The sequence below is a fragment of the Dawidia soli genome, from assembly GCF_018598185.1.
In the GTDB taxonomy this organism is placed as follows: Bacteria; Bacteroidota; Bacteroidia; order Cytophagales; family Cyclobacteriaceae; genus Ohtaekwangia; species Ohtaekwangia soli.
Genome location: NZ_JAHESC010000028.1, coordinates 55,025 through 69,793 on the forward strand (window position 1 = coordinate 55,025; position 14,769 = coordinate 69,793).

A 14,769-nucleotide genomic window follows, 5' to 3' on the forward strand; every position below is an offset into this window, starting at 1 on the left:
GATCCAATTTTGAAAAAGGTTGGTACTTCATCGCAAACCGGATTGCGGCCGCGCCGATACTTTGCGTGAAACTTCTCGCAATGAAAAAGGTTCTTACTTGGTCAGTGATCGCTGCATTTGGCGGTTTTCTTTTTGGGCTCGACACAGCCGTTATTTCGGGTGCCGAGCAAAGTGTGCAGCGGTTGTGGGACCTGAGTGCATTTGAGCACGGGTTCACCGTGTCCATTGCGCTTATCGGCACCGTGATCGGCGCGATGTTCGGAGGATATCCCTCCGACCGGATCGGGCGGCGTAAAACATTGTTTTGGATCGCCGTGCTCTTCCTTATCTCCTCGCTGGGCTCTGCGCTGGCCATCGATTGGTCCACCTTCCTGATTTTCCGTTTTATCGGCGGCATTGCCGTAGGGTGCTCGTCCGTAACCGCTCCCATGTACATCAGCGAGATCTCGCCGGCTTCACACCGCGGACGGCTCGTTGCCATGTTCCAGTTCAACGTAGTGCTGGGCATCCTCATCGCCTTTGTTTCCAACTACCTCTTACAAGATGTCAACGCCAACGCCTGGCGATGGATGCTGGGCATCCAGGCTTTCCCGTCGGCTGCATTTTTGGTGGCGGTCCTGTTCATACCCGAAAGCCCCCGCTGGCTGATCTTCAAGAAAGGCGCAATCGAGGAGGCAAAAAACATTCTGCAGCAGATCAATCCGGCGCAGGCCACGGCCGAGCTGCAGGCTATTCAGCAATCCGCCGGCCGGACCGCTACCGGCGAGCGGCTGTTCTCCCGCAAATATGCATTCCCGATCGCGCTGGCATTTCTCATCGCATTCTTCAACCAGGTGTCGGGCATCAACGCCATCATATACTATGCGCCCCGCATCTTTGAAATGACCGGCATGGGCGCCAGCGCAGCGTTCCTGTCAAGTGCCGGCACCGGCCTGGTCAACTTCGTTTTTACCCTCGTCGCCATTAACGTGATCGACCGGTTTGGAAGAAGGCGACTGATGCTGATCGGCTCTGTCGGGTTGATCATCACACTGGCCATCGTGGCAAGGGCTTTCTATCTTTCTGACTTCGGCGGGTTTATCGTGCCCCTGAGCTTGTTCCTCTACATTGCCTTCTTTGCCTTTTCACAAGGAGCTGTTATCTGGGTCTTTATTTCCGAGATCTTTCCCAATGAAGTACGTGCTCAAGGCCAGGCACTGGGCAGCTTCGTACACTGGTTCATGGCGGCGGTGATCGCGTTCAGCTTTCCCTATATTGCCGGAACACTGGGCGGCGGCAATACATTTCTCTTCTTTGCTGTCATGATGGTTCTGCAGCTGGTATTCGTGATCAGGCTTATGCCCGAAACACGCGGCAAGACGCTGGAACAGGAAGTAGTGCCGAACGAACGAAGCGCGCACGACGAGACGCCACAACTTGCACAAAAAGGCTCCGGAACGGGCAACTAAAAAACAGAAGCAAAAAACTAAACACATGAGACATATACTTTATACCGTGTGCTGCATGGCCTTCTTCTACGGAGCGATTGCGCAAGCACCCTCCGAGGTTAAAAAGATCAAGATCAGGAAAGGCGACCTGTACCTGAACTTGCCCGTCAACGCAGCCGACCCTTCCGTGGAAGCTACCATTACCCTGGATGGAAAGCCGCTCGACAGGTTCACGATCCACCTCGCCAAAGGAACACCCCAGTTCTGGACATACTTTGACGTATCGGCCTACCAGGGCAAGACACTCCAGATCGCGCTCAAGGAAGGCGATGGTAAAGCCATCGCAAGCGGCCGATTGAACAATGTAGTGGCTGCACCTGCCTATCCCGGTCAGGACAGTGTCTACCACGAGAAGGGCCGCCCGCAAGTGCATTTCTCTTCGCAACGCGGGTGGATCAACGACCCCAACGGGCTGCTGTATCACGACGGCGAATACCACCTGTTCTTCCAGCATAACCCCTATGGGTGGCCCTGGGGGAATATGCACTGGGGCCATGCTGTCAGCACCGATCTTCTCCATTGGAAGCAACTGAAAGAAGCGATCTTTCCCGTGGTGAAAGACGGCGTTGTGAACGACGCTGCATTCTCGGGTACTGCTACCGTTGACCCCGACAATACCGCCGGCTTCCGCAAGAACGGCGTCGATCCGATCATTGCCGCATACACCAGCACCGGGCGCGGCGAGTGCCTGCAGGTGAGTTATGACAAAGGCCGGACGTTCGAAGATTATGCCGGCAACCCCGTCGTAAAGCACCGCGGCGAAGGCCGTGATCCGAAAGTATTTTGGTATGCACCCGGCAAACATTGGGTAATGGTGGTGTGGGACGCGAGCGTTCCCAAAAAAATGAGCCAGGGACCGGAGGTCATGGTGCGCGAGCATTCCATCTATACTTCGCCCGATTTAAAACAGTGGACGTACCAGTCGGGAGTGGAAGGGTTCTTTGAATGTCCCGATCTTTTCGAGCTGCCCGTAGAAGGTAAGCCCGGTGTAAAAAAATGGATTATGTACGACGCAAACGGCCGCTACGTAGTGGGCTCCTTCAATGGCAAGGCATTCACCGTAGAGCAGCACTTCACAAAATACGAGCACGGTGGCGGCTACTTCTACGCAGCACAAACGTTCAACAATGCCCCAAACAACCGAAGGATTCAAATCGGCTGGGGACGCGATATTACACATCCCGGTATGCCGTTCAACCAGGCCATGCTGTTCCCCACGGAGCTTACACTGAGAATGAGCGACTCAGGTTATCGCCTGTGCCCTACCCCCATCCGGGAGATCAATACCTTGCACAAGAGCAGCCAACGTGTGAACGATCGCATGGTTACCGCCGGTAGCAATGCCCGTGTAACGGTAAGCCCGGATGCCCCCGTTCACATCGTAGCCGAGTTCGAGCGTGGCAACGTGCCGATGGTGTTGAATATATTCGGATACGAGCTGCGGTTTGACAACGAATGGACCTTTTCCGCCACCACCGGCAGAAACGAGTCGCCTGTACTCTATGCTCCCACGGATGCCACCTTCAAGATCGAGGCTATTGTCGACAAGAACATGCTGGAGTTTTTCATCAACGATGGAGAGCTGTATTACGTAACGGCGTTCACCGGCAGAAAGAACGACAACGTGGAAGCCCAGGCAACCGATCGCGACCCCAACCGCAAGTTCCTTGTCCGGAAGCTGGAGGTTCACGAGCTCAATTCAATTTGGACCACGAAGTGATCAGGATTATAGCATGAGCATTCGTTCTTTAGCATACGGCGAGATCCTGTGGGATATCATCGAGGGCGAGCCCTTCCTCGGAGGGGCACCTTTTAACTTTGCGAGCCACCTGGCGCGGTTTGGTGCCACGTCGGCTATCATTTCACGCCTGGGCCACGATGACCTCGGCCGAAAAGCCGCTGCCAGGGCCGTTCATCACGGTGTAGACACACGCTACATACAGCAAGACGCTGCACTACCGACCGGAACAGTCGAGGTCATCTTACAACACGGCCAGCCCGACTATATCATTTTCGAGAACGTGGCCTACGACAACATCCGGTATCCGGAATTTGCGGAGAAGGTGAATGCCGCCAGCTTCGACGTGTTCTACTTCGGCTCGTTGATCCAGCGAAACGTTGTCTCTGCGCAAACGCTGAAAAACATACTGACCCACCACCGGTTCCCCCACATCTTTTACGATGTCAACCTGCGTAAAGGTGGATATTCAAAAAACATCATTGGCGATTCGCTGGCCAGCTGCACGATCCTGAAACTAAACATCGACGAGGTGCCCGTGGTATCAGACCTGATCTTTGATCGGTCACATGATACGAAGACATTTGCCGAGCAGATCTGCGAAAAATTTGCGATTGCCGTCGTCATCATTACAGCCGCAGACAAGGGGTGTTTTGTTTTTCACCAGGGCGTCTTGCACGCCGTCGAAGGCGTTCAGATCGAGCTCTGCGATGCCATCGGCGCCGGTGACGCATTCAGCGCGGCGTTCGTCTACAGTTATGTAACGGGCAAGAACGTTGCAGAAGCCGCCCGGATCGCCAACCAGATAGGTGCCTTTGTTGCCAGCAGGAAAGGCCCTATACCCGATTATCCGGACGAGATCATTCGACTTGTCACGGGCGCCTGATCTATCGATATAATCAGCGTTCATACATATACCCCGCCATCCGGTGGGGTATTTTTTTTGTACTTACCGCTCATCACCGCTGTTACTCACACCGCTTCGCCGATACGCCAACACGTATTCCCACGCTCCGGCCTCTTACATCTTGCTTCCGGTTTTGTTACTCCGCTTCATGATACAAAACTCCAAGGATGTATCAATTTCAAAAGCCCCGGGCTCCCGAAACAGCAGTAAAACGATTTAGAAAAGAAGATTCTATGCAATCGTTGGCGGTATTTACAGGCGATGCATGCGCTTGATCCAATAGTGAAAAACCTTGATACAAGACGGAACATCGATCGCGGGTGGGTGCTATACTTTTGATCGTCCTAGGTACCCTTAAACACAACCCACAAACTCTAAAACCCATGAATGTAAGAACTCTACTAGCAATGCTTCTCACCTTCGCGATACCGCGCCTGGCCCTGAGCCAGGCGATGGTGACCGGAAGGGTAACAGAAGCCGGCTCCGGTCAGGCTTTGCCGGGGGTGAACGTTTCCATACAGGGAACCACGTCGGGAACGGTGACTGACGCCGACGGAACCTTTGCAATAGCGGCCGCTGCAGACAATGTGTTGTTATTCTCCTTTATCGGCTACAAAACGATAACGGAAAAAGTAGGCGACAGATCGACCATTGACATCGAACTACCCGCCGACGTTTCACAGCTGGACGAGATCGTCGTTACCGGCTACTCCACGCAAGAAAAGAAAGATCTCACCGGCGCGGTATCCGTGGTAAAAATGACGGAGATCAAAGACATGCCCACCGCAAACCCCATGCGGGCGTTGCAGGGCCGCGTGCCCGGCGTGACCGTTACCGCCGACGGTTCGCCGGGTGGTGGTGCCACGGTACGGATCCGAGGTATCGGTACGCTTGGCAACAACGATCCGCTCTATATAATCGACGGTATGCCTACCAAGAATGGACTCGAGCAGATAAACCCGGCGGACATCGAGTCCATGCAGGTTCTAAAAGACGCTTCCGCGGCCACGATCTACGGCTCACGGGCGGCGAACGGCGTGATTATCATCACGACCAAAAAAGCGAAAGCCGGATTCAGTAAAGTAACATTCAATTCTTCGCTGTCCACCCAGCGCTATACCACGCAGCTCGACATGCTCAACACCCAGGAACGCGCCCGCGTGTATTGGCAATCGGCCGTGAACGATGGTGTCGACCCCAGCAATCACCAGATCTACGACTTCGATTGGGAGATGGTAGACGGAGTGCCCGTACTGAACCAGGTCATCCTGCCCGAGTTCATCGACGCCCAGCAAACGATGCGGCCGGCCGACACCGATTGGTATAAAGAGATCGCTCGCACGTCGTTGATCCAGTCGTACGACATCTCCATTGCCAACGGCGGCGATAAAAGCAGTACCTTCTTCTCGCTGAGCTATTTCGACAATAAAGGTATTATCAAAGAGTCTCAATCGAAGCGTTATACCGCACGATTGAATTCAGAATATAATTTCTTTAACAAGAAACTGAAAGTGGGCGAAAACCTCATGGCCACCCATTTTGTGAATACACTTATTCCCATAAACGATGTGATGTATACCGCCCTGGTGCAGCAAACCCTGGTACCGGTGCATACCGTTACGGGCGGCTGGGGCGGACCGGCGCCCGGCATGAATGACCGCCACAACCCCGTACGACTTATCGACGACAACAAACAAAATAAAGGGTACTTCGTCCGGCTGATGGGCAATGCATATGCCGACCTCGAAGTGATCCGCAACCTTCATCTCAGAACAAGTTTTGGTATAGATTACCAGACAAACTATGAACGCACCCTGCGTAAGTCGTATGTGTCAGGTTTTCTTTCAGACCCCTCTAACCAGGTCAATACCAAACAAGATGTCGGCGGCAACTGGGTGTGGCAGAATTCGCTGACCTACGATCTCGACCTCAGCCGGAATACCTTCAATTTCCTGCTGGGCTCGGAAATGATCCGGTATGTGGGGCAGGACTTCTGGGCATCACGCAGAGGATATGCGCTGGAAGAGATCGACTACGCTTACCTCAATCCCGGGTCGTCGAACAAGGATAACGGCGGCGGCGGCTCCAGCAACGCATTACTGTCGCAATTTGCCAAAGTCAACTATTCCTACGACGACCGGTACCTGGCGTCTGTCACCGTTCGGCGGGACGGCTCGTCGCGCTTCGGCAGCGACAACCAGTACGGCATCTTCCCGGCATTCTCTCTTGGCTGGAGGCTAAGCGAGGAACAATTCATCAAAGAGAGCATTCCCGTGGTCAGCAACCTCAAGCTGCGTTACGGCTGGGGCAAGACCGGCAACCAGGAGATCGCCAACAACGCCACCAACACCTTGTATGAGTCTGTCTATGCCACCGACGGTGTCTGGAATTTCGACCGCGGCACGGCCTACGACATCGGCGGCGCCGGTACGGGCCAGCTACCGGCCGGCTTTGCGCTGATCCAGCAGGGCAACAGCGGCCTGAAATGGGAGACATCCATTCAATCGAACTACGGCGTCGACTTTGGATTTCTCGACGAGAAGATCGCGGGCTCGGTTGACTACTTCGTCAAAAAGACCTCCGATATCCTGATCGAGCCCGCCTACCTGGCCGTTATCGGCGAGGGCGGCAAACGATGGGCGAACGGCGCCTCTATGGAAAACAAAGGCATCGAAGTACTGCTCTCCTACAGCGAGACGATCAACGACCTGAGCTTTACCATAACCGGCAACATCTCCACCTACCGCAATAAGATAACAAAGCTCCCCGACGAGATACTGGGCTCCTACCCCGGCAACGGCACCGACAAAACGATCTTAGGGCGTTCCGTCAATTCGATCTTTGGCTATGTGGCCGACGGAATATTCCAGTCTCAGGCCGAGGTCGAAGCACATGCCGCGCAGGTAGGCAAAGGCATTGGGCGCATCCGGTATAAAGACCTCGATGACAACGACGAGATCAACGACCGCGACCGCGACTACATCGGCGTGAAAGACCCCAAGTTCAGCTACGGCCTGAACGCATCGGTTACCTATAAGAACTTCGACCTCAATTTCTTCTGGCAGGGCGTGAAGGGCAACGACGTAGAGAACTCCTACAAAACGCTAACCGACTTCCCTACGCTGTGGGCCGGCAGCAACTGGGGCCGCCGATCACTCGATGCCTGGACGCCGCAGAATCCGAATTCCACCATCCCGGCCGTGACACTCGTCGATTCAAACAACGAGGGCCGCGCGTCTACCTATTTCGTCGAGAAAGGCTCATATCTCAAACTACGGAATGTACAGCTGGGCTATACCGTAAAAGGTCTGGCCGGGAGCGGTGTTCAAAACCTCCGGTTCTATGTGCAGGCCAACAACCTGGTAACCATCAAAAGCAGATCGTATACGGCGCCCGACCCCGAAAATCCGGGGAACGCGTATCCTATACCGGTCATATATACCGGCGGCCTTAACTTATCCTTCTGAAATTAAAGACACCATAGCATGAAAAGAATACTACAGTGGGCCTTTGTCATCACCTGCCTGGTGGTGACGTCCTGCGACGATTTCCTGAATCAAAAACCACAAGGCTTTGTATCGGGCGACGACTTGAACACACCCGAAAACCTCGAGAAAATGGTCATCAGCGCCTACGCCCTGCTCGGCAGCGACCACTGGCCCTTTGTAGCCGCGCTCTGGCCACAGGGCAGCGTGCGAAGCGACGACGCATATAAAGGCGGCGACGGCCCGAACGATCAGGCAGAAATGCATGCCTACGAAGTATTTGCCTTGAACCGGATCGACAACCCGCACATTGACGTAACCTGGTTTCGGTTATATGTAAACATTTCCAGAGCCAACGACGCGTTGAGGCGGTTGAACGAAGTTGAAGAAGCAACCTTTGAGCAAAAAACCATACGGCAGGCGGAAATGCGTTTTCTGCGAGGGCACTTTTATTTCAACCTGAAGATCCTCTTCAAATACATGCCCTATATCGACGAGACCATTCCCAAGGACCAATACAACACCATCTCGAACGATGTCTATTCCAACGACGAGCTGTGGTCCAGGGTAGCGGACGATTTCCGGTTTGCCGCAGAAAACCTTCCCGACGAACAATCAGAACCGGGCCGGGCGAATAAATACGCCGCCAAAGCATACCTCGCCAAAACGCTGCTCTTCCAGGCCTATCAGCAAAATGAACAAAACCAGGTGACCGGCATTGACCAGGCAAAACTGGAAGAAGTAGTAGCGCTGTGCAGCGAGCTGGAAGGCGTATATAGCTTACACGAAGATTTCGCCCAAAACTTTCTCGAGGAATCTGAAAATGGCACCGAGTCGATCTTCGCTATTCAATATTCCAAAGACGATGCAACGCCGCTCGGCAGAATAGACTGGAGTCACAAGCTCAACTACCCCATGAACCCCGAGTTCGGCTGCTGTGGATTTCACGCTCCCAGCCAGAACCTTGTCAACGCTTTTAAGACCGATGCGAACGGCCTTCCCCTGTTCGATACGTTCAACGATGAAGATGTACGGGCAGGAACCGACGATTTCCAAACGTTCACATTCGATCCCCGACTGGATCATACAGTGGCGATCCCCGGCCACCCGTATAAATACTCCCGCTATACGTTCGCCAACGCATGGGTACGCTCGCCGCAGATCTACGGCTATTACATGAGCTTAAAAGAAACCGTGTCTCCCGACGACGCCTCGTTTCAGAAGGCGCCGCCTTTCATGTCGAGCGCTAAGAACTGGGACATCCTGCGTTACGACGAAGTATTGCTCTGGCGAGCGGAAGCACTCATCGAGCTCGGCCGGCAGGACGAGGCCCTGCCCTTTATCAACGCCCTGCGAAAACGCGCCGCAGAAAGCACCGCGTTGCTGGAGTATGACGATAATACGACCTTCTCAAACTACCACATCGACGAATACAAGCCCGGTCTCAACTGTAACTGGACGAAGGACTTTGCCCGTGAGGCCTTGCGTTGGGAAAGCCGGCTGGAACTTGCCATGGAAGAAGATCGATTCTTTTACCTGGTGCGCTGGGGCATTGCGGCCGAAACGCTGAATACTTATTTTGATACAGAGGAAGAAAAAGCGTCATTCCTGAAAGATGCGGTTTTTACAGCCGGACGAGACGAATATCTGCCTGTCCCGCTGGCACAAATGAACCTCAGCAGAAACCTGTACAAACAAAATAACGGCTGGCAATAACAAATATGAAGATTCTCGGAACAATGCTTTTGGGATTGACGCCCTTTCTGGTGATTGCTCAGAAAAGTGAAACTTCCATTACCCATACCGATCTGATCGAACGGGTCTATGACCTCGAGCACCTGGCGATGCCACCGCTGAAAGGCGAGCGCTCAGGCACCTTCACCAGCTACGACCGGGCGGCAAACTATGATGCGAAGACCGACCGCTACGTTCACTGGGAAGCAAACGACGACGGGCGCGGGTACATCCGGAAAGAAGATGGCGGCTACGTTGTCTTCGAGAGCGACGGCCCCGGCGTGATCTGGCGCATCTGGAGCGCGCTGGCCAAAGAAGGAAAAATAAAGATCTACATCGATCATGCCACCACGCCGGTCGTCGACCAACCCTTCCGGGCATTGTTCGAAAGTTTCAACAACACCATGCCTCCCATGAACCTCACCAGCTTCGTCATGACGCTGTCGCGCGGGCGGAATCGGTTTTTACCCATACCCTATAACAAACATTGCAAGATCGTACTGGAAGAAAACTGGGGTGCGTATTATCATATCACGTATTCCACGATGCCCGCCGGCACAGTCCTGCCGGCATTTACGGGAAGCTATGCCCGGGCAGATGCTATCAAGCTTGCCGAAGCGGATCGCTTCCTGTATAACAGGGGCTTCACAAGAAAACAGTACGACGGTGAGCAGGTCGAAAACACAACGGTCACAGCGAAAGCAAACAACACCACCCCCGTCAAGACGATCGTTGGGAACCGCGCCGTCACTCGCCTCGACCTGGCGATCGACGAAACGTACCGGGCCGACACGGCGAAACAACGAGACCTGTTGGAAAATGTCTGGATCAGCATTACCTGGGATACGGATACGCAGCCGTCCGTCATGGCCCCCATCGGGCTGTTCTTCGGGGCGCTGCCGGGCATACAACCATACCGGACGCACACGATCGGCTCGGTCGATGGAAAGTCGCTCTATTCCAACTGGTATATGCCCTTCGCGGAAAAGGCAACGATCACCCTGGTGAACAAAGGCCCCAAAACGCACACACTAAAATGGTCCGTTGTACATACCCCTGTAAGAAAATCCGCCAAAGAGCTGCTGCGTTTCCATGCCAAACAGACGGGTGGCAAAGGCTTCGATAAGATCAAAGCACAAGGAAGAAAGATCGATTGGCCAGTACTGACAACCACGGGAGAGGGCCGGTATTGCGGCATCACGCTGCACGTCGCCAATACCTGGAAGGCCCCGGCGGCCGAACCCCGCATGTGGTGGTACGGCGAGGGCGGCGACAAAACAATTGACTGGTGGTGGGGAGAAGGCGATGAGAAGTTCTTTGTGGACGGTGAGAAATTCCCCTCTTCTTTCGGAACAGGCAGCGAAGACTATATAGGCTACGCATGGTCGGCCGAGCCTCCTTTCCCGCTCTTCGATAGCCCCTTTGCGGCTCAGCCCTATACGCCCGTCACCGGTAACGGTCACACCGTCGTAAGCAGATTCCAGATCGCCGATAACGTTCCGTTCTTTACTTCCTTCGAGGGAACGCTTGAAAAATACAAGGAGGATGCATGGGGTAAGAACGGCGGGAATGTTTGTCTGTACGAATGCGTGGCCTACTGGTATCAAAAGGCCGGGCAACAGGATGGCTATTGAATGCCGGTGATCGGCAACGGGAAATTGAAAATACAGGAGAGGCTGCCCGCAAAAGGGCAGCCTCCTTTATATCCCTGGCTAGTGATCCACAGCAAAACGCCTGGTAATTCGTTCCTTACCTCGGATTATTTCGGCGATATAGATACCATTCTGCATCTGACGTGTGCTGACGGTCACTTTGCGATCTCTGCTTTTGGTCGTGAATACAGACACCTGCTGGCTGTTGTAAACCGTGAGAAGATACGACTCACCCACATCGCCGGATACGTTTTTAGCCGGTGCCGGGCCGAAGAGTACTTCGCCTGTTGCGGCATCCTGACGTTCGTCTCCACCGGTCTCGATATCAATGTAGTCGGCAGCCGGGTTGGGCGACACCGTCAGAGACCATCCGCAAGAGGTGCTATACGTATCCACATAGGCGTAGGCAATGAGAACATTCGAACCGGGTGCCGGCACGCAACAGCGGCTCGCGCTGACAGAACACCAGACATTGGCGTGTACCTCGATCGATCCGCTTCCCCCGGCACCCGTGCTGAATGACAGGCTGAAATCCGACGCCGAGTTGATCGTAAACCCGGGGGGCAGCGTATAGGTAAACCCGGAAGCCGAGCAAGGCGGGCTGACATACAGCGTATAGCTGGTATACGGGCAAAGGTTTGTGTTATTCATCGATCCCATGATATAATAGGAGCCGCCCGATACATACCCGCTGTTTTCACCAAAACATATTTTTCTGAAACTCTTGATGGTCGTTCCGGAAAGCGGGCAATGGATTTCCACGCTGAGGGTCTTATTGGTATTGGGTGAAAAATTGTGGTATATCGACACCGCGCTGGAATTGCCTCCGACAGGCGCGCCCGACAATTTCCAGCTATACGTCGCTCCGGGGATCGCCGATGTCGTAGAATAACCGGGGGTTGAACCGAAAGCACAGACCCGTTGGTCACCGTTCATTTTTACCCGATACCAACCCCGCTGCCAGTTCGATTCCCCCCAAGGGTGTCCATCCAGCGTATGCCTGTACACAGCGCCATACCACCATTTCGACCGCACGATACCGTACTCGGCCGTGGTAATAGCCGTATGTACCGGCACGCTCATATTTGCGCCAAACACGATCATCACGCCTTCTTCCCAATTCTCCTGCGTCAACGGCGCGATCTCCTCCACGGCGTCATTGGTAAAATATTTCCTGACATCGCCATTGATCTCTACGGCCGGGCCGCCGTTGTACTGCGACCATGCCCAACCGTGGCACTGAGACGTTGTGGTAGCCCCACTCTCGACCTGCACCCACCAGCCATGCTGGTTGATCCTTTGTATATTGTCGTTGTTTACATAGTCCCGGTAATAGGCATCCTCGGGATTAACGATCGCAAAAACCGGCTGTCCCATGGGGGTATAAATGGTGGTGGCTACGCCGCCGGGGATCTGCGCATGCAACTGTACAGAAACGATAAGCAATAAAAAGGCCATTAGATTTTTCAAAGAACAATACGTACGGATGGTAGAACTGGCTTTCATACACACGGGGGTTTATGGTTGTTAAAGAGTATAAGACATCGAGTCGGTCACGCCAACGCCTGGTGGCCATCGTTCAGGAGGCACCTATAGACATGAAGGAATATACAATAACTTTCGATGTTGCGCTACAAAAAGACAACCGACGGTTCTCTTTTTATTTCAGAGGCCTCCAGTTCCACATCGTCCACCCAACCATTCCACAAGCGGTTAATGCATTTGATTCTGTCGGCACATCTTTTAATTTCGCTTCATGCTGCACGATTTAAACGAAGACCAACGCGCGTTAGCAGAATTGATGAGCCAGATCTCCGAGAAAGGTTTTTCCGCTGGCTGGATGAATAGAGTAGAATTTGATCTGTGGAATATAGTAACCGGCGGCAGTCCGCAATATGGAAGACATATTGTTACGGAAAGCGAAATCCACCAATTGAGGTCCCTGGCCGACAAATGCGGCTGTTGGATAGTCTTCGACGATGAAAAGGAGGAAACAGCCGTGGACCTGAAAACCTGGAAGCAAATGGTTACATTATAACAAAAAAGGGGCATCCGCCCCTTTCTCTACACGTTGCATTTACCCGCCGGCTACGACTCTACAAACTTCGCATACAGCTTCGGGCAGATCTTCTTCTGGCTCTCCTCGTTATCTTCTTCCCAGGTAAAATCCATCTCTCCTTCAACAGCAACCCGATTCACAACGCCATTTCCTGTTCCAAAAGCTTCAACAATTCGTCTTTACGACTCGGCTGCGGCGCATTAAAATTTACGATCTCACCCTTTTTATTGATGATCACGAACCGGGGTATGAGGTTGGCGTTATACGCTGCTTTTACTTTGCCTTCGCTATCGATCAATTGCAGCCACGTAGGCTTGTCCTTTTTCAGCGCGTTCAGCCACGCCTGTTGGCCGTCGGCTACCGAAATGCTTACAAAGGCAATGCGTGGATCGTTTTTGTATTGATTATACACTACCTCCAGAAAAGGAGTCTCTTCCCGGCATGGCTTGCACCAGCTGGCCCAGAAATCAATGTAAACGACTTTGCCTTTAAAATCTCCCAGGCTATACGCCTGCCCATGTTCGTTCTTTAACGTAAAGCCAGGCGCTGGCTTTCCGATGCTGGTTTGCAAGAGATAGTCCGCCCGCGTGGCAAATTGCTCGGAGATCGATTTTCGATAAAAGTCATCCGTGAAATACGAAAGGTACGGCTGAAAAAGATCGCCCAGGGCGTTCAGTCGTTCAAGGCTCTGGCACGAGCCCACCTCGTTCGACATTTTGCGGTACAGCGAAAGATCTCTGACTTTCCCGGAATATACCTGAGCGCTTTTTTTCAAGGAATAAAGATCTTCCCCTTTTCGCGCGGGCTCTTTCAGGTAATCAAGCCGAACCAGGTAGTTCAGGTACTCGCCAACAATCCAGGTCCTATAGTAGCTCGACGTCAGATAGGCATCGTTGCTCAGACCCGTCACCAGCGCACGATCGATATTCCCACCCATCAGCTGTTCGCGTGTGTAGGTTAGTGGTGTCTCATGGTTCATATCCGTCACCAGTTTACGATCTATATTCCCGTTCACCAGGTCTTCACTTTCTGCAGCATTCAGCTGATAAATATTGGTGTGTGCCAGCAAGTAATAGAGTTGCGCGAAGCTATTATCCAGCATAATGCTGCGCTTAAAGAAATCAACATAAGGATCGTCCTGGGGGGCAAGGCCCGAGAATGCAACACTGGCAAGGGAATCGTGTATTTGTTTTTCCCGTTTAGCATATCGTACCAGGCTTTTCTTTCCCAGATCATACCACGACGTATCGGGTTTGTGGCGCCAGTACCAATCATTCTTAAGCTGCCGGTACCGGTTGCTGGTAGCACCCCTGCCGGTGATCGTAGCCGATGTAAAGAGGGTCTCGAAATTCGTGGCGTCTCCGGTGATCACCAGGTCGTACCCGGGCGCGACAAATATATCGTTGATCTGTGTTTGGTGCTGCTGTATACCGGTTTGCTGGGGGCGTGTACACCGATATGTCTTTAGAAAGAACGTGCCATCGGTATCCAGAAAAATAGTATCGACACTGACCACACCGTGCTCATCATAAAAAAACACCTTGAGTTTTCTTTCCGGGCTGTTGCTAAGTTTACCGCGCAGGATCAGCGGCTCGGTCGTCGATTTATTCGTTTGAGCCGTTGCCGCCAGACTGGCGACGAGCACGAGTAGGATAAACGCATTTCTCATGTCTCAATATCTGAAAAATCATAGATTTTCCAGCCATG

At 53.1% G+C, this 14,769-nt stretch carries 9 protein-coding genes; 7 read left to right on the plus strand and 2 right to left on the minus strand.

Annotation, left to right across the window (positions count from 1 at the left end):
* Positions 1 to 80 precede the first annotated feature (80 nt).
* The 6 genes from KK078_RS18630 (at position 81) to KK078_RS18655 (ending at position 10,985) form a co-directional block, all read left to right on the plus strand.
* The gene (locus KK078_RS18630) at positions 81 to 1,448 is read left to right on the plus strand and encodes a sugar porter family MFS transporter (protein ID WP_254091816.1); all 1,368 of its coding nucleotides are present in this window, start codon (positions 81 to 83) and stop codon (positions 1,446 to 1,448) included.
* A 25-nt stretch (positions 1,449 to 1,473) separates the two neighbouring features.
* Entirely contained in the window at positions 1,474 to 3,207 is a 1,734-nt protein-coding gene (locus KK078_RS18635) for a glycoside hydrolase family 32 protein (protein ID WP_254091817.1), read from the plus strand.
* Positions 3,208 to 3,220: 13 nt separating this feature from the next.
* The gene (locus KK078_RS18640; protein ID WP_254091818.1) at positions 3,221 to 4,111 is read left to right on the plus strand and encodes a PfkB family carbohydrate kinase; all 891 of its coding nucleotides are present in this window, start codon (positions 3,221 to 3,223) and stop codon (positions 4,109 to 4,111) included.
* A gap of 428 nt (positions 4,112 to 4,539) precedes the next feature.
* Positions 4,540 to 7,599: a SusC/RagA family TonB-linked outer membrane protein gene (locus KK078_RS18645; RefSeq protein ID WP_254091819.1), complete on the plus strand. Its 3,060-nt coding sequence runs from the start codon at positions 4,540 to 4,542 to the stop codon at positions 7,597 to 7,599.
* A gap of 18 nt (positions 7,600 to 7,617) precedes the next feature.
* Positions 7,618 to 9,333, plus strand: a complete 1,716-nt coding sequence (locus KK078_RS18650; RefSeq protein ID WP_254091820.1) for a RagB/SusD family nutrient uptake outer membrane protein — start codon at positions 7,618 to 7,620, stop codon at positions 9,331 to 9,333.
* 5 nt (positions 9,334 to 9,338) lie between these two features.
* Entirely contained in the window at positions 9,339 to 10,985 is a 1,647-nt protein-coding gene (locus KK078_RS18655) for a glycoside hydrolase family 172 protein (RefSeq protein WP_254091821.1), read from the plus strand.
* A 78-nt stretch (positions 10,986 to 11,063) separates the two neighbouring features.
* On the opposite strand, the gene KK078_RS18660 is transcribed toward KK078_RS18655, so the two are convergent.
* Positions 11,064 to 12,509, minus strand: a complete 1,446-nt coding sequence (locus KK078_RS18660; protein WP_254091822.1) for a T9SS type A sorting domain-containing protein — start codon at positions 12,507 to 12,509, stop codon at positions 11,064 to 11,066.
* A 250-nt stretch (positions 12,510 to 12,759) separates the two neighbouring features.
* Here KK078_RS18660 and KK078_RS18665 point away from each other — a divergent pair, with 250 nt between their 5' ends.
* Positions 12,760 to 13,041 carry a hypothetical protein gene (locus KK078_RS18665; protein WP_254091823.1) on the plus strand — a complete coding sequence of 94 codons (282 nt, stop codon included), beginning with the start codon at positions 12,760 to 12,762 and terminating at the stop codon, positions 13,039 to 13,041.
* A gap of 157 nt (positions 13,042 to 13,198) precedes the next feature.
* Here KK078_RS18665 and KK078_RS18670 read toward each other — a convergent pair whose 3' ends face one another.
* Positions 13,199 to 14,731 carry a TlpA family protein disulfide reductase gene (locus tag KK078_RS18670; protein WP_254091824.1) on the minus strand — a complete coding sequence of 511 codons (1,533 nt, stop codon included), beginning with the start codon at positions 14,729 to 14,731 and terminating at the stop codon, positions 13,199 to 13,201.
* Positions 14,732 to 14,769 lie beyond the last annotated feature (38 nt).